Source organism: Haloarcula taiwanensis, assembly GCA_002844335.1.
GTDB lineage: Archaea > Halobacteriota > Halobacteria > Halobacteriales > Haloarculaceae > Haloarcula > Haloarcula taiwanensis.
Window position 1 is genome coordinate 2,198,625 of the sequence record CP019154.1, and the last position, 16,033, is coordinate 2,214,657.

Sequence of the window (16,033 nt, forward strand, 5' to 3'; positions counted from 1 at the left end):
CGAAAACCGAGGGAGCCGAGCTATTCGGCCGACTCGTAGTCGTCGAAGGCGTCGATTTCGACGCCCCCGTCGGTGATTTCGGCGATGACGACGCCGTTGCCGGAGCCGGTGTCGCGCTCGGCCGCGGCGTTGACCGCGCGGATGGCAAGCGAGCGCGCCTCGTCGAGGGTCATCTCGGGGTCGTACTGCCCTTCGATGGTCCCCGTCGCGACCATCGTCCCGGAGCCGGTGACGGTGTAGTCGTCTTCCAGCACGCCGCCGGCCGGGTCGACGCTGTAGACGTGGCTGCCCTCTTCGTCGACGCCGCCCACGATGGGGTTGATGGCGAAGTACGGGCCGCCGCGGGCGAAGTTGCCCGCGAGCGTCGCCAGCGCGTGAATCGAGAGCGGTTCGTCGCGGCGCACCTCGTAGAGGTCCGCCTCCGCGCGCAGCGAGCGGATGAACGACTGGGCCCCGCCGACGCTGCCGACCAGCGTCATCGCGGCTGTCGGGTGAATCTGCTCGACCTTCGTGACCTGCTTGTTCGAGACGAAACGGCCGCCGAGCGACGCGCGCCGGTCCGTGGCGATGATGACGCCGTCCTCGGTCGAGAGGCCGACGGTCGTGGTCCCGGTCTTGACGACGTTCTCCTCGTCGCGGCCCTCGCTCTCGTTGGGGAGGGTCCCGACCTCGGGCTCGTAGGCGTCGGTCAGCCGGTTCTCGGGGTCGTACATCAGTTCTCACCTCCGAGTTCGAACTCTTCGAGGCGCTCGGCGATGTCGTCCTCCGAGAGCTTCTCGAACTGTTCGGTCTCCACGTCGATGGTGGCGATGTCGACGCCCGTGGCGTCGAGGCCTTCCTCGTTGACCGACGCGAGCGCCCGGAGCGCGAGTTCGATGCCGCTTTCGAGGTCCATCTCCTCGGCGTACTCGTCTTCGAGGAACGACTGGATGTCCTCGCGCGAGCCGCCGATGGCGACGGCCTGCCACTCGTAGGGCGTCCCCGACGGGTCCGTCTCGAACAGCCGCGGCTGGCCGTCCTCGATACCGGCGACCAGCAGCGCGACACCGAACGGGCGCGCGCCGCCGGTCTGGGTGTACTGCTGAATGTAGTCTGTGATCTCCTTCGTCAGCGACTCGACGGAGGCCGGCTCGTCGTAGCGCAAGCGGTTGACCTGGGCCTGACGACGAGCTACGTCGATGAGCTGGCGCGCGTCGGCCACGTGGCCGGCGCTGGCCACGCCGACGTGGGAGTCGATTTCGTGGATCTTCTCGATGCTGTCGCGCTCGATGAGCGGCGACCGGGCGTGGCGGTCGGCGGCGATGACCACGCCGTCCTCGGTACGGACCCCGACGCTGGCGGTTCCGCGCTTGACGGCTTCTCGTGCGTACTCGACCTGATAGAGGCGTCCGTCCGGGGAGAAGATGGTAATCCCGCGGTCGTAGGCCTGTTGTTCGTTTCCTTGCATGATGTATCGTGTTGTTGTTCACCTGAGGTTAGGGTTGCTCTTATATAACCGTATCGCGGGCCGCTGCCCTCAGAACAGCGGCAGGTCGCCGGTGACGCGGTCCACCAGCTCGTCCTCGGCGGGGCCGACGGCGAGCGCCGTGACGGTTCCCGGGTCGAGCTGTGTGCGGCCGGCGTCCCGGACGACCGCATGCGGCAGGCCTTCGCGCTCGGCCACGTCCGCGAGTTCGAACAGCTCGGACTCGCTCGTGGCTTTCAGGACGACTTTCTTCTGGCCCGCGCCCTTCCAGGCTTTCCGGGGTTTCGGGCCGGCGTCCTCGTAAGCCGACAGCGAGGCGTGGGCAACCTGGGCGGCGAGCTTGCCCTCGCCCATGCCGATGTCGGCCCGTGCGACGATAGCCTGCTTCATGTGCTTACATGGCCACCCGTACTTAAACTCCCGTCGGACTCCCTCCACGGTTGCACATACCACAGAGTACATACGCCGTGGTCGAGCACATCCCTAACGATTCTTCGGCTGGTGCGTCCGAGATACATATCGATTACCGTTGGCTCATCAGCGTTTGCGACACTGGCAAACTGCCGGGTCTCGTCTTTCTAACGGGGCCAACGCCGTGTGTCAGCCGTAATAGCTTCAGTCGGCATCTCATCCCCGACCAAGATACGAAACGAAGTATCGCCTTACTGGCATAAGTTGGGTATTAACGAAAAAACACCCCTTGTTACTAATGGTCGATGTCATCGATATTACCAATCGAATGCAGTGTAGCTGGGAGGCTGTATAGTTCAGGCCGAACAACAGCCAGGGAGTCTGTCGATGAGTGACGACCCAGGGGGTGTCGATATCCCATTCATCGCGGTCACGGCCGTAATCACGCTGTTCGTCGTCGGGACGACAGTCGCCGTCGCAGGCGTCGGCCTGGGACAGGTCACTCCATCGGCACAGTCGTTTCTGGTACAGACTGACGACCGGAGCCCGTCCCAGCCCTGTGCCCCGGGCGAGGACCTGTTGGCGAAGTACAACTGGGAATCGACCGATGACGGGTTCGGATTCGTCTTCGAGAAGGGAGCAAGCGACGCCGTCACGTTCAATGTGAGAGCGTATGATGGAGGCCCGTCCGAAGGACCAACTGAAGTCGAGTGGACATCGCAAGTCCCCGTCGATGTCGAGGTTGTCAAGTCTGGCGGCGGGAGCAGTATAAACCAAGCCAACGAACTGGACCCGGCGGCAACATCGGGAACAGCTACGTCACAGCAGGGAATTAGTTTCCTGGCTTTTTGTACGGTGCCCTCGACACCGACACCAACTGAGGAGCCCACTGAAGAACCAACCGAACAACCCACTGAAGAACCAACCGAACAACCCACTGAAGAACCAACCGAACAACCCACTGAAGAACCAACCGAACAACCCACTGAAGAACCAACCGAACAACCCACAGAGGAGCCCACGAAGACGCCGGAAGACACGGTGTACTGGCAGGTAGACTTCGGACCGGGCGAAGAACCGCCTGATCCGCCGTATTACGGCAAGAACGACCGTGACCTGATGGCCGCACTCGGAAACTCCGAGGACGGGGTCAGACAGAACCCCTCCGTTCTCCACCAGAACAGGCCGGGGCAACTGCAGAACGTCACCATCACCGGCAAGTCGTTTAGTTTCGACGACCCGGACGACCCGACGCAGGTCACCGTGGAATTCACCATTCCGGAGGACGGGCCAAACCGGACGCTCCACCTTGCATCCTTCACCTTGCCCGGGGCGTTCAACTACTCTGAAGTCCCCCAGCAAGAACTGCACACGGTCACAAGCGGGAACTTCACCGCTGGCGAGACCGGGACGCTGACCATCAGTATCCCACAGCCTACCAGCGGGCCGAGTTCGTCGGCAGGGCGGCGGTCGGCGCTCGTGCTGTTCGGGTTCGGCGCCACGCTGCTCGGTATGACAGTTGTCGGCCGACGACGGCAGCTGTAGCGGACCGAGTGCTCTCGCGCCGACCCCGCGATGCGGTCGAGCGTGGGCCGGAACCGGGAGGTTTAGGCCCGCGGCCGCAAACGCCACTCTCATGATACTCTCAGATGCGGATATTCTCCGACGGCTGGAACAGGGTGACCTCGTCGTCGAGCCGCTTGACGACCCGGACATCCAGATTCAGCCCGCCAGCGTCGACCTCCGTCTCGGCCGGGAATTCCTGGAGTTCCAGCACGCCAACATCCCCTGTATTCATCCGAACTCCGAGGACGAAGTCGCAGACTACGTCGAGGAAACCATCATCGAGGAGGGCGGGGAGTTCATCCTCCACCCCGGCGACTTCGTGCTGGGGACGACACACGAGCGCGTCGCCATCCCTGACGACCTCATCGCCCACGTCGAGGGCCGGTCGTCGCTGGGCCGGCTGGCGATTGTGGTGCATGCGACCGCCGGACTCTGTGACCCCGGCTACGAGGGACAGATCACGCTCGAACTGTCGAACCTCGGCACTGCGCCGGTCGCGCTGACGCCCGGTATGCGGATCTCACAGCTCACGTTCACGGAACTCAAGACACCCGCCGACCGCCCGTACGGGGCCGAACGCGGCTCGAAGTACCAGGGCCAGTCCGGACCGCAGGCCAGCAAGATACAGGGGGACCGCGAGTTCGGAGGCGACCAATAGATGCGGTTCATCGAGGAGATCGTCGTCGACGACTTCCTGCCGACGTTTCGCTCGCTGCTGGCCGACGCTCTCAGGGAGCGCGGGCTGACACAGTCCGAAGTCGCCGACCTGCTGGGAATCAGCCAGAGTGCGGTCTCGAAGTACGTCCACGGCGACGTGGCGCGTCAGGAGGACTTGCTGGCCCACCGCGGGCTGGAAGAGTTGGTCGAGCGGCTGGCCGACGGGCTGGCTGACGGCGATATGAGTCCGGTACAAGCGCTGGTCGAAACGGAGGTGTTCATCCGCGAACTCGAACAGGGCGGCGTGCTGGCGCAGATACACGAGGACGCCGTCCCGGAACTGGGCGACTACGACGACGAGTTCGCCGTCCACGACCCGGACTCACAGCTCCGAGCAGCAGAACGAACGCTCGCGTCGGTGCGGCGCGGACTCAGTGTGTTGGAAAACACCAGCGGGTTCGCGACGCTCATCCCAGCAGTGGGGTCGAACCTCGTCCAGTGTCTCCCCGACGCCGAGAGCATCGAGGACGTGGCCGCCGTCCCGGGGCGGATTCTCGACGTGAAAGGGCGGGCAACGATTCCGGCAGACCCGGAGTTCGGCGTCAGCGAACACGTCGCGACGCTGTTGCTGGCGGCGCGGACCGCCGGGAGCGACGCCCGCGCGGTGTTGAACGTCCGGTACGACGACGGCGTCGTGGCCGCGCTGCGAGAGGCGGGCCGGACCGTCGTCGAGTTCGACGCCGAGGAGCGCGTCGAACCAGCCGTCGCAGCCGCGCTGGCCGACGACCCGGGCGTCGACGTGCTCTATCACACCGGCGCGATGGGTATCGAACCGGTGGTGTACCTGCTCGGGGACGACGCCGTCTCGGTCGCTGAAACGGCCCGCGAAATCCTGTGACCGACGCGCAGTCGTTTTACGGCCGGTGGGCGCGGGTGTACGACTGGATAGCGAATGCACCCGGTGTGACGGCATGGCGCGACAAGACGGCGGAGGCGCTGGCGCTCGCGCCCGGCGATACCGTCGTCGAGATGGGCTGTGGCACGGGGGCGAACGTGCCGGCGCTCCGTGAGCGAGTCGACCCGTCGGGTCGGATCGTCGGCGTCGACGTGACGCGGGCGATGCTCGAACGCGCACGCGAACACGCCGCGCGGACGGGCGGGACCGTACACTACGTGCAAGCCGACGCCGCCAGACCGCCTGTTCGAGAGGCGGACGCCGTCCTGGCGACGTTCGTTGCCGGCATCTTCGAGGATCCCGCGGCAGCGGTCGATGCGTGGTGTGACAGCGTCGCCCCCGGCGGCCGTGTCGCCCTGCTGAACTTCCAGCGGAGTCCCAGCGCCCTCGCCGCGCCGCTGAACCTCGCGTTCGAGGGGTTCGTCCGGCTCTCAGCGCCGGGGACGCGGCTGTCGCGGCGGTCACACGCCAGCGCGTTCGAGCGGCGGGTCCGGGCGGCCCGGGAGCGACTCACCGAACTGACCGTCGACAGGCGCTACGAGGCGCTCGCCGGGGGATACCTCGGCCTGCTGAGCGGGACTGTGCCCTGACGGGCGCGGGCCGAACCGCTACGGTCGGTACCGTTCAGCGTGCGCCGGACAGAACTCGGGCTTCCGTAGCTGTGCAGCGACGACGCCGGGCTGGCGGTGGGGGTTGTGGAGCCGACAGGTCTCCTCGTCACAGAACGCCTCGCCCGTGTCGAGGTAGTGGTACGCCTGCAGGACGTAGCCCTTGAGCGCCTCGGTCGTCCGCGGGTCGTCCTCGACGAGAAACTCCCCCTCGACCTCGTTTTCGAGCACCTCGCGGGGCGGCGTACCGCCGGAGAGCAGGGCGTGTTTCTGCTGTTCCTTGTAGTACTGCTCGGGCTTTGCGGGGGCCTCGTACAGCCCCGGCACCGAGACGACCGCGGGCTGGCCGAGGACGTGCACGCGCTTGTGCCAGCGGCCGTCGTGGTCGCCCCAGGTCCCGACGACGCGGTCCAACAGCGGGACGTGGAGGTGGTCCAGCGACCGCTCGGACTCGGGGAGTCGCTCGTGGAGCGCCCGCTGGACGGCCAGCCCGTCGTAGATGACGCCGCCGGCCCGCTCGGGCGACTCTATGGCTCGCTCCTCGTAGCGGACGATGCCGAGCATCGTGTTCCCGGTCTCGCGATCGTACGGCGAGAGCACCCGCGCCTCCGCGAACGACTCCGCCAGGTCCGAGTCGCCATGCAACGAGAGAAACCGGTCCCGGACGGAGACAGTGGCCTCGACCCGTTCGTCGAGCCAGTCGGCGATCGCGTCGGCGTCGACGACCGCCGTCGGGGCGCGGTACAGCGTGACGGACTTCATTGTATTAGCCAGTGGTATCGTTGGGTAATACCATTTGTGTCTCGGAGACCCCCGCGCATTGAGACGGCGAACTGAAGAATCAGAGCGAACGGGTCGATGCGGCGCTACCGGTGAGAGACAGCCACCTACCGCAGTGCTGGCCAGAACCGCCACGGACAGTCTGTGACGTTCCAGTGGCGAGCACTACTTCGGTTCGTGCGGGAGTGCCGTCGGGTCCGCAGTGAGCGCGTCGATGCAGTCCGTGACCGACCATGTGGTTTCCCCGTCAGTACACGGGTATACCCCGACCAGATCGTCGTCCGCGTAGACGGCGACGGCTATCATCGGGAGTCGCAGCACCTCCGTACTGCCGCCGACGAGTAACGACGAGGTCCGCGTCTCAAAGGGCGGTCGGAGACTCAGTCCTCGTCTGGTCGCCCACTGTTCGTATCTGTCGACAGTCGCAAGCATCTCTCCATGCTCGCTCCGCTGGGACACGGGAATTTCCTCGGGCCACGTCTGGATATCGAAGTCATCGATAACTCCCGTTGCGGCGAGTTCTGTGAACCGGTCGATAGCTGTCGTTCGAGGGCCACAGACCGGTCGCCGACTCCAGAGCTGGACCGCAATCTCGCCGCCGACTGGCTCGTCAGACCCGTGGTTGTCGCTCCGCTGCATCTCTTCAGGCATTGATTGTCAATCACTAACATAACTATCGCACGGTTGTATAATTGTTTGTATTAATGCGATATTATGGCCTGAATGGATTACTGAAACGTATAAAAGATGGGTTTTTAAAACCAGTGACGTGGGAGGGGATTCAGTCGTCAGCCGGGGTTGCGTCGCGACTCGTGACGTCGACCGGCTCGGCATCGACTTCAAGCTCATCAAGCGCGACCTGCGCCGCGCGCTTGCCAGAGACGAGCATCGCGCCGAACGTCGGGCCCATGCGCGGGAGGCCGTAGGTCGTCGCGGTGGCCATGCCGGTGACGACGAGGCCGTCGTGGGCGAGGCCTGTGTGTTCGACGACAGCGTCTTCGCTCTCGCCGACCCACATAGAGTCGTGGCCGGGTGAGTCGTGGCCAGGCGCACCGTAGGTGTCGTCGTCGGTCTGGTCCATGCCGCTGGCTTCGTCTTCGAGGCCCGGCGCGTTGAGGACGCCGCGCTCGTCGAGTTTCTTGACGGCCATCGCGTCGTGGCCGGTCGCGTCGATGACGAGGTCGGCCTCGACGGCGATCGGGTCGACGCAGGTGATTTCGCGGGGTAGCGCGTGGACCGGCGTCCAGTTCATGACGATGCCTCCGACACGGTGGTCCTCGCGGATGACGATGTCGGTGAACTCCGTCATGTTCTGCATCTTCGCGCCGGCGTCGCAGGCGGCCTTGATGAGGCCGGAACAGGCCTCAGGCCCGTTGGCGACGTAGAGCCCCTCGCTGTCTTTGGACTGTTTGTGGTCGACGTCGAGTTCGTCGAGTACCTGCTGGGCCGGGTCCCGAACGGTGACTTTGTTCATCAGGAAACCGCCGAGCCAGAAACCGCCGCCGAGGTAGTTGTTCTTCTCGACGACCATCACCTGCACGCCGCGCTCGGCGAGTTCTTTCGCGGCCATCAGCCCCGAGGGGCCGCCGCCGACGATAATCACGTCGGAGTCCGAGAAGTCCATGAACTCCTCGGTCCACTCCTGCCCGATGGCGCGTGTGACTTCCGCCTCGCCGACGTCGCTGAACTGTTCGAATGAGTCGGAATCGCTCATACCACTTAGTGATATTTTGCGGTGATACATAGTCGTTCTGATGCAGACACCAGTCGCTGTCCGCACAGTAGCAGGAGAAAAGACCCGCCGTCAGCCCCAGGCACTCAGTCCAGTGACGGTCAGTACGTCCGTACCGCCATCGGGCTGGCAGACGGCCCACCGTGAGCTGTCCGCGTTTTCGGGGAACAGGTGCTCAGGGACCAGCGGCATCGGCACGGGCGGGTAGCCGCCGCGCCGCATCGCTGTCGGACCGGGGAACCGTTCGATTACGTCGCCGCCGGCTGTCACCTCGAACTGCCCGTTATCCGCCCGGCGGTAGGCGTGCTGGAAGGCGTGGCGACCGGCCTCGGCGAGCGAGTCGACGTGTTCGAGAACTGCGATCACCTCCGTCCCGACGCCGAGTTCGAGTCTGGGCCGACCCTGATCGACTCTGACTTCGCGCCACTGGAGGTCACTGGCGGGGGCTCGCGCACAGGCGTAGGTTCCATCTGAGAGCGGGACGCGGTCGGGGCCATTGTAGAACTGCCGGCCGTCAGGGCCGTCGGCGGCGAGACAGGCGGGCTCACCCAGGATGGTAGCGACCATCTGTGTCAGTGTCGTTCCCATCGCCTCCGTCGACGGGACCACGAACAGGCAGTCCCGGCCCTCCCGAACCGCGTCGACGAACCGGGGAATGAGTCCATCGGGGCCGACGTTGGCTTCGGTCAGCGGCTCGATAGCGACGGGGCGCGGGTCTGTGGCATCCACGAGACCGACCGCGTCGTCGTTCGGCGTCGCGAGCGCGGGCGGTCCGCCGTTATCGTCACGCACCGCCACATCGTAGCCGGCCCGCTCACACAGCGAGACGCCGTGGTCTCGGACTGATGGGTAGATGAGCATTCGCCATCTATACGGGCGCTTCCCGCTTGAACCCTCGCCCCTGATAGCGGGGTGTTGCGTGGGCTATCGGACCCTGCTCAGGTAGTCGCGGTAGCAGCCAGCGCCGAGAGCGTATCGGTGGTCCGTAGGTTCTCAATAGTGCAGTACCACGCCCCTCGGAGGCCGTGCTGGTCGTTCTCGACAGGACTTCCGAGCGGTACGAGGTCGGCCAGTTCGAACACTACGACATCGTCCGTCTCCGAGAACGGGTCGATGAGGGCGGCCCAATCGTCAGCGTCCATCGGTCCCGGGCCGCCACGGGTCTGCTCCGTTCTGGCGGTCACCGGAGCGTAGTGCGTGACCGCCGATACCGGGGCAGTCCGGTAGAACGCCATGTAGTCGAACGGTTCTGTCGTTCGGTCATACGACTCCGGAGACGGGTAGAAACCCTGCCGACAGCGTTCGAACGTCTCCGTCTGCGCGGCGACAACACAGACCCTGGCCTCGCCGGGTGCGTCGTCGGCCGGCGTGTCGTCGGTAAAGCGGTCGAGGTCCATACTCGGCCCTTCGCCCGGACACGGAAATACACCCCGCCAGCGGCAGCAGGACACTGATGTGGACGCAGACCTGCATTACTGCTATGGCACAGCTACTCGTCTGCCAGCAGTGTGACACCGGCTTCGAGTATGACGCGACGGCGTTCAGCGCGACGTGTCCGGACTGCGGGCATCGATACCATCCCCGAACAGGGTGCTGCTAGGACAGCGTATTGGTCGCACCCGCCGTCGCTACAGGTACCCCACCAGCGCGTCGGCCAGTTTCTTTTCGGCGCGCCGCAGGTGGTCCTCCGCAGTTCGGCGCTGGACACCAACACGGTCCGCAATAGCCGCCGTCGTCGTCCCGCGCGGCAGTTCGTAATACCCCTGCTCGTATGCCGTCAGGAACACCTCGCGCTGGCGTGGCGAGAGCGACGGGACCACGTCGCCAACGGTCACCAGCGGCGCGTCGGGCGTCAGTGATCCGACCTCGCGTTTCGACTCGACAGTGACCTCGAACGCCGACGCTAATGACCGGTACACCGCCGACAGCGCCTCGGAACTGAGCCCCAGCGCTCGAACGAGCTTGTGCCCCTCCGCGTACCGAAGTGGCGGCACGAGCAGACACCCCTCGTCGGCCAGATAGTGCTCGACGGTATCCGCTAAGTGTACCTTCAGACACGCCTCTGTGACCAGAACCTGCCCGTCATCTGTTTCGAGGCGCTCGGCGACGCCGACAGTCTCACGGACCTGCTCGACGACCGGCCCGACATCCCCTCCGCGGACGTAGAGGAGGTCGCTGTGGTCGGTACACCACAGCTCGATTCGCGTGCCCGTCCCGTCGGTCGCCGCCTCGTAGGCCCCGTCACCGGCCACCCGGAACACCGCCTCGTACATAGCAACCAATACACACATACATATAAAAACAGTTCCGCAAGGAGGGCCTCTGCTATCACACTCGGGCGCAAACAGGAGGGTATGGCACAGCAGTCTGGCCCAGACACCGGCCACGACGTCGGGACGCCCTCAGAACAGTGGCGCGAGTACCAGGGTGCGCCCACCGGCACTGATATCGAGTGTGAAGGGTGGCGACAGGAGGCCGCGCTACGGATGCTGAACAACAACCTTGACCCCGACGTCGCCGAGCAGCCCGAGAAGCTGGTCGTGTACGGCGGAACCGGGCGTGCGGCCCGATCGTGGGACGCCTACGACGCCATCGTCGACGAACTCCGCGAACTCGGTGCTACCGAAACACTCCTCGTCCAGAGCGGCAAGCCGGTCGGTCGATTCGAAACCCACGAGAAAGCCCCCCGTGTCCTCATCGCGAACTCGAACCTCGTCGGCAAGTGGGACACCTGGGAGCACTTCCACGAACTCGAAGCGAAGGGACAGATCATGTACGGCCAGATGACCGCCGGTTCGTGGGCCTACATCGGCACGCAGGGCATCATCCAGGGGACCTACGAGACGCTGGCCGCACTTGCCCGGAAACACTACCCAGAGAACGACGGCCTTCGCGGGAAGATTGTCGTCACCGGCGGTCTCGGCGGAATGGGCGGTGCGCAGCCGCTCGCGGTGACGATGAACCACGGCGTCTGTATCGCGGCCGAAGTCGACGCGGACCGTATCGACCGGCGCATCGAGACGGGGTACTGCCAGGAGAAAACCGACGAGCTCGCGACGGCCATCGAGCGCGCACAGGCGGCCGCGGCGAACGGTGAGCCCTACAGCGTCGGCGTCCACATGAACGCCGCCGACATGCTCGCGGAGATGTTGGACATGGGGTTCGTCCCCGATGTAGTGACCGACCAGACGAGCGCACACGACGAACTCGAAGGGTACTACCCCGCTGGCTACACTGTCGAGGACGCCGACCGGCTCCGCGAACGCGACCCCGAGACGTATGTCGCAGAGAGCCTCGATACGATGTCGCGACACGTCGAGGGCATTCTGGAACTGCAAGACAGGGGAGCCATCGCCTTCGAGTACGGCAACAACATCCGTGGACAGGTCGAGGACCAGCGCGACCTCGACAGCGCGTTCGACTTCCCGGGGTTCGTTCCCGCGTACATCCGCCCACTGTTCTGTGAGGGCAAGGGGCCGTTCCGCTGGGCCGCGCTCTCGGGCGACCCCGCGGACATCCATCGGACTGACGACGCAGTCAAGGAGCTGTTCCCGGAGAAGGACGACCTCCACCGCTGGATCGACCTCGCTCAGGAGCAGGTATCCTTCCAGGGGCTCCCCTCGCGAGTGTGCTGGCTTGGGTACGCGACCGAGGACGGGCTGACCGAGCGTGCCCGCCTCGCGCTCCGCATCAACGAACTCGTCGCTGACGGGGAGATTTCGGCACCCGTCGTCGTTACGCGGGACCATCTGGATGCCGGGAGCGTGGCCTCGCCGAACCGGGAAACCGAGGCGATGAAAGACGGCACTGACGCCGTCGCCGACTGGCCGATTCTGAACGCCCTGCTGAACTGCGCCGCCGGCGCGGACATCGTCAGCGTCCACGACGGCGGCGGCGTCGGCATCGGCAACTCCCTGCACACGAACAACCACGTCGTCCTCGACGGGTCTGATCTCGCAGCCGAGAAGGCCCGCCGTGTGTTCACGACCGACCCCGGGATGGGCGTCATTCGCCACGCCGACGCCGGTTACGAAATCGCACAGGAAATGGCCGACGAGAACGACGTCGCGGTCCCGATGCGTGACCGCAACCGCGACCGATGACTGACCTGACAGCCCCGTCGCCGTGGACCGGCCCCTCCGGCGACCCAAACGACGAGCAGTTCGGCGGCATCGTCGAGACGGCCACGCTCGCGACCGCGTCTGAGTACGACGCTGTACTGGTGGGAGAGCCGTACGATAGGGCCGTCATCGGACGGTCGGGCGCGCGTGCCGGTCCGGCGGCTCTCCGACGCGAACTCGGCGGAGCGAAGACGCATCACATCGAACGCGGACCGGTCCGCTCGGTCGCCGACCTCGGCGACATCGAGATTCCGGCCGGCGGCGTCGAACGGGTCCAGAGCGCTGTCCGCTCGATGACTGCCGAGATTCACGCGACGGGCGCAGTACCGGTGTTTCTCGGTGGCGATAACTCACTGACGTTCCCGAACGCCGCGCCGCTGGTGGCTCACGAAACGGTCGGCGCAGTCAGCTTCGACGCCCACCTCGATTGCCGCGCCGTTCGGGACGAGCCGACGAGCGGGACGCCGTACCGGCAGCTGCACGATGCAGGCCTCGACGCACTGGCCGTTGTCGGCGCGCGCCACTTCGAAACCTCGACGGCGTACCACGACTACCTCGCCGAGCAGGGCGGGACAGTCCTGCCGCCGGCGTCGGTGGCCGGTGATCCAGCCGGCGCGGTGGACGACGCGCTCGACGCGCTTGGTGACGTAGACGCCGTCTATGTTAGCTTAGACCTCGACGTGCTCGACGCCACAGCCGCGCCGGGCGTGAGCGCGCCGACGCCGGGCGGCATCTCGACACGGGAACTGTTCCGGATGCTGGGCCGCGTGGCGTCGGACAATCGTATCGCCGGCTTCGAGGTGGTCGAGTGCGCGCCGCCGCTGGACGCCGGGGACCGGACCGCCCGCGCCGGGGCCCGCGCCGTCGCACACTTCCTCAGCGGCTTAGGAGGGAGCCGATGACAACCCTCGATGCGGTGGTCTACGGTGCGGCTGAACTCGTCGCAGGCCCAGCGGCGGACGGCCGCGGCCTAGAAGCCTATGAGGACGGCGCAGTCGCCATCGTGGACGGCACTGTCGCCGCTGTCGGTCCAACCACGGAGGTGACTGCCGAGTACCCGCCGGAGAACGCCGGGCACGCTGTCAATGCCGACGGTCAGGCCGTCGTTCCGGGCTTCGTCGACCCCCACACCCACGCGCTGTTCGCCGGCGACCGCTCGGACGAGTTCGCCGCCAAACTGCGCGGCAAGTCATATCAGGATCTCCTCGCAGCGGGCGGCGGCATCCTCAGAACGGTCCGAGCGGTCAGGGAAGCCGACGAGGAAACGCTGCTGTCGAACCTGCTGGCCCATCTCGACACCATGCTCGCTCACGGGACGACGACAGTCGAGGTGAAGTCCGGCTACGGACTCGACACGGAGACGGAGCTACGGATGCTCCGAGTTATCGACAGGGCCGACGACGTCCATCCCGTCGACGTGGTCCCGACGTTCATGGGCGCACACGCTGTTCCCGAGGGGTGGGACGCCGACGACTACACCGCGGCGGTCGTCGACGAGCAGCTTCCGGCTGTCGAATCGCAGGGCATCGCCGAGTTCTGCGACGTGTTCTGCGAGGAAGGGGTCTTCTCGGTCTCGCAGTCCCGACGGGTCCTCGAAGCAGGCGCGGCCGCGGGGCTGACACCGAAGGTCCACGCCGAGGAACTGGCCCATATCGGCGGGACGCAGTTGGCGGCGGACGTGGGCGCGGCCAGTGCCGACCACCTCCTGCACGCGACCGGCGAAGACATCGACGCGCTTGTCGACGCTGGCGTGACGCCGGTGTTGCTACCCGGGACAGCGTTCGGTCTCGGCGCAGCGTACGCGGACGCGACGGCGTTCCGCGACCGGGGTGCGCCCGTCGCGGTGGCGACGGACTTCAATCCGAACTGCCACAGCCACAGCATGGGCTTTGCGCTGTCGCTGGCCTGCGTCGAGATGGGACTGACGCCGGCCGAAGCGCTGGTCGCTGGGACGAGCCACGCCGCGCTCGCACTGAACAGGACCGGCGGACTTGGGACGCTTCGTGCGGGTGCGCCCGGTGACGTTGTCGTCCTTGCCGCGCCGAGTCACGTCCACATACCCTACCAGTACGGGACCAACGTCGTCGACACTGTCCTGAAAGACGGCTCAGTCGTCAGCACCCCAACGCATGAGTCATACGACCGGGGGGTCAACCCATGACCGCCGAAGTTGTCCTCGACGGCGAGTCGCTCACGCCCGCCGACGTGGTCGCCGTCGCCCGGAACGGCGCGACCGTCACGGTTGCCGAAACCGCTCGCGAGCGAATCCGTGAGTCCCGCGAACGCGTCGAGAGCGTGCTGGACAGCGGCGAGGCGGTGTACGGCGTCACTACCGGCTTCGGCGATCTCGTCGACGAGCGCATCCCACACGCGGACCTCGACGACCTCCAGCGGAACCTCCTGCGGAGCCACGCCGCCGCTGTCGGCCGGGAGTTGACGACTGCGGAGGTCCGGGCGATGCTGGTCACGCGAGCGAACACGCTGGCGAAGGGGTATTCCGGCATCCGCGAGTCCGTCGTCGATCTGCTGGTGGCGATGCTCGACGCTGGTGTCCACCCGGTCGTCCCATCGCGAGGCAGTCTCGGTGCGAGCGGTGACCTCGCTCCGCTCGCCCATATGTCGCTGGTACTCATCGGCGAGGGGGAAGCCGAGGTGAAGGGGGACCGACTCCCCGGCGACGAGGCACTCGACGCAGCCGGCCTCGAACCGGTGACGCTCCGGGCCAAGGAGGGGTTGGCGCTCATCAACGGGACGCAACTGACCGTCGGCGTGGCCGCGCTCCTCCTCACCGACGCCGAGCGACTGGTCACTGTCGCCGACATCGCTGGTGCGCTCACGACGGAGGTGACTCTCTCTTCGACAGTACCCTCACACGAAGCCATCACCGCCGTCCGGCCCCACGCCGGTCAGGCCGCAAGCGCGCGAAACGTCCGGCGACTGACGGCCGACTCCGACGTGGTCGAGTCCCACCGCAACTGCGACCGCGTGCAGGACGCCTACGCGATGCGCTGTCTGCCACAGGTCCACGGCGCGGTCCGCGACGCCGTCGCCCATCTCCGGGAGGCCGTCGAGGTAGAACTCAACAGCGCGACCGACAATCCACTGGTATTCCCCCGCGAGGCGGTTGGGGACCGGGCCTCCGGCTCCGACAGCGCGGGCGTGCTGTCCGGCGGGAACTTCCACGGCGCGGTACTCGCCATGCGCCTCGACTATCTGACGAACGCGCTCACCGAACTCGCGGCCATCTCGGAGCGCCGGACGGACCGGATGCTCAATCCGAATCTGCAGGAGCCACACCTCCCGCCGTTTCTCACCGAGCGAAGCGGCGTCCGGTCGGGCTACATGATCGCACAGTACACCGCTGCCGCACTGTTGAACGAATGTCGGTCCTTTGGCCGGCCCTCGATGGACAACACGCCCGTCAGCGGCAATCAGGAGGACCACGTCAGCATGAGCGCGCAGTCGGCCTATCTGGCCCGAAACGCGGCCCGAAACGCCGCCGCGATTCTCGGCGTCGAGCTGTGCTGTGGGGCACAGGCCGCTGATTTCGTCGATGACGCCCTCGAACTGGGCGTCGGGTCGGCCGAGGCCTACGACGCCGTCCGTGCAGTGGTCCCGAAGCTGACCACAGACCGACCGGTCCACGAGGACATCGAGGCCGCGGGCGCGCTTGTCGAGTCACCGGCCTTCACCGAGCGGGTTGCTGCGGCCCTCGACGAGGAGCTAGAGTGAGCCGTC

Annotated in this window: 16 protein-coding genes and 1 pseudogene; 8 read left to right on the plus strand and 9 right to left on the minus strand. The window is 66.2% G+C overall.

Features of this window, described 5'->3' with window-relative positions:
* Positions 1 to 20 precede the first annotated feature (20 nt).
* The 3 genes from BVU17_11210 to BVU17_11220 form a co-directional block, all read right to left on the minus strand.
* A complete protein-coding gene (locus BVU17_11210) occupies positions 21 to 713 on the minus strand; it encodes a proteasome endopeptidase complex, archaeal, beta subunit (protein AUG48060.1) in 693 nt (230 codons plus the stop codon).
* Positions 713 to 1,447 carry a proteasome endopeptidase complex, archaeal, alpha subunit gene (locus tag BVU17_11215; GenBank protein ID AUG48061.1) on the minus strand — a complete coding sequence of 245 codons (735 nt, stop codon included), beginning with the start codon at positions 1,445 to 1,447 and terminating at the stop codon, positions 713 to 715. Before BVU17_11215 ends, BVU17_11210 begins: the two co-directional genes overlap by 1 nt.
* 69 nt (positions 1,448 to 1,516) lie before the next feature.
* Positions 1,517 to 1,855 (minus strand): aminoacyl-tRNA hydrolase, encoded by a 339-nt coding sequence (locus tag BVU17_11220; GenBank protein AUG48062.1) that lies wholly within the window; start codon positions 1,853 to 1,855, stop codon positions 1,517 to 1,519.
* 882 nt (positions 1,856 to 2,737) lie between these two features.
* On the opposite strand from BVU17_11220, the pseudogene BVU17_11225 reads away from it, so the two are divergent.
* The 4 genes and pseudogenes from BVU17_11225 (at position 2,738) to BVU17_11240 (ending at position 5,644) form a co-directional block, all read left to right on the plus strand.
* A pseudogene (locus tag BVU17_11225) lies at positions 2,738 to 2,917 on the plus strand (hypothetical protein).
* Positions 2,918 to 3,512: 595 nt separating this feature from the next.
* Positions 3,513 to 4,100, plus strand: coding sequence for a dCTP deaminase (locus BVU17_11230; GenBank protein ID AUG48063.1), 588 nt, complete (start codon positions 3,513 to 3,515; stop codon positions 4,098 to 4,100).
* Complete coding sequence (locus tag BVU17_11235) at positions 4,101 to 4,997, plus strand: DNA-binding protein (protein AUG48064.1); 897 nt, start codon at positions 4,101 to 4,103, stop codon at positions 4,995 to 4,997.
* Complete coding sequence (locus BVU17_11240) at positions 4,994 to 5,644, plus strand: alkanonic acid methyltransferase (GenBank protein AUG48065.1); 651 nt, start codon at positions 4,994 to 4,996, stop codon at positions 5,642 to 5,644. Before BVU17_11235 ends, BVU17_11240 begins: the two co-directional genes overlap by 4 nt.
* An 18-nt stretch (positions 5,645 to 5,662) precedes the next feature.
* Here the strand turns inward: BVU17_11240 and BVU17_11245 are convergent, their stop codons facing one another.
* From BVU17_11245 to BVU17_11270, 6 genes are all read right to left on the minus strand, one after another.
* The gene (locus BVU17_11245; protein AUG48066.1) at positions 5,663 to 6,424 is read right to left on the minus strand and encodes a hypothetical protein; all 762 of its coding nucleotides are present in this window, start codon (positions 6,422 to 6,424) and stop codon (positions 5,663 to 5,665) included.
* Between the two features lie 183 nt (positions 6,425 to 6,607).
* Positions 6,608 to 7,093: a hypothetical protein gene (locus tag BVU17_11250; protein ID AUG48067.1), complete on the minus strand. Its 486-nt coding sequence runs from the start codon at positions 7,091 to 7,093 to the stop codon at positions 6,608 to 6,610.
* A 130-nt stretch (positions 7,094 to 7,223) separates the two neighbouring features.
* Positions 7,224 to 8,156 carry a thiazole biosynthesis enzyme gene (locus BVU17_11255; protein AUG48068.1) on the minus strand — a complete coding sequence of 311 codons (933 nt, stop codon included), beginning with the start codon at positions 8,154 to 8,156 and terminating at the stop codon, positions 7,224 to 7,226.
* 90 nt (positions 8,157 to 8,246) lie between these two features.
* Complete coding sequence (locus BVU17_11260) at positions 8,247 to 9,035, minus strand: hypothetical protein (GenBank protein ID AUG48069.1); 789 nt, start codon at positions 9,033 to 9,035, stop codon at positions 8,247 to 8,249.
* A 77-nt stretch (positions 9,036 to 9,112) separates the two neighbouring features.
* The gene (locus BVU17_11265; protein AUG48070.1) at positions 9,113 to 9,571 is read right to left on the minus strand and encodes a hypothetical protein; all 459 of its coding nucleotides are present in this window, start codon (positions 9,569 to 9,571) and stop codon (positions 9,113 to 9,115) included.
* 231 nt (positions 9,572 to 9,802) lie between these two features.
* The gene (locus BVU17_11270; protein AUG48071.1) at positions 9,803 to 10,447 is read right to left on the minus strand and encodes a transcriptional regulator; all 645 of its coding nucleotides are present in this window, start codon (positions 10,445 to 10,447) and stop codon (positions 9,803 to 9,805) included.
* 81 nt (positions 10,448 to 10,528) lie between these two features.
* Between BVU17_11270 and BVU17_11275 the strand changes: the two genes are divergently transcribed.
* The 4 genes from BVU17_11275 to BVU17_11290 are packed head-to-tail and all read left to right on the plus strand — an operon-like array spanning position 10,529 to position 16,027.
* The gene (locus BVU17_11275) at positions 10,529 to 12,277 is read left to right on the plus strand and encodes a urocanate hydratase (GenBank protein AUG48072.1); all 1,749 of its coding nucleotides are present in this window, start codon (positions 10,529 to 10,531) and stop codon (positions 12,275 to 12,277) included.
* Complete coding sequence (locus BVU17_11280) at positions 12,274 to 13,197, plus strand: formimidoylglutamase (protein ID AUG48073.1); 924 nt, start codon at positions 12,274 to 12,276, stop codon at positions 13,195 to 13,197. The genes BVU17_11275 and BVU17_11280 overlap by 4 nt, the downstream gene beginning before the upstream one ends.
* Complete coding sequence (locus BVU17_11285; GenBank protein AUG48074.1) at positions 13,194 to 14,456, plus strand: imidazolonepropionase; 1,263 nt, start codon at positions 13,194 to 13,196, stop codon at positions 14,454 to 14,456. The genes BVU17_11280 and BVU17_11285 overlap by 4 nt, the downstream gene beginning before the upstream one ends.
* Complete coding sequence (locus tag BVU17_11290; GenBank protein AUG48075.1) at positions 14,453 to 16,027, plus strand: histidine ammonia-lyase; 1,575 nt, start codon at positions 14,453 to 14,455, stop codon at positions 16,025 to 16,027. The genes BVU17_11285 and BVU17_11290 overlap by 4 nt, the downstream gene beginning before the upstream one ends.
* The last annotated feature ends 6 nt before the right edge of the window (positions 16,028 to 16,033 follow it).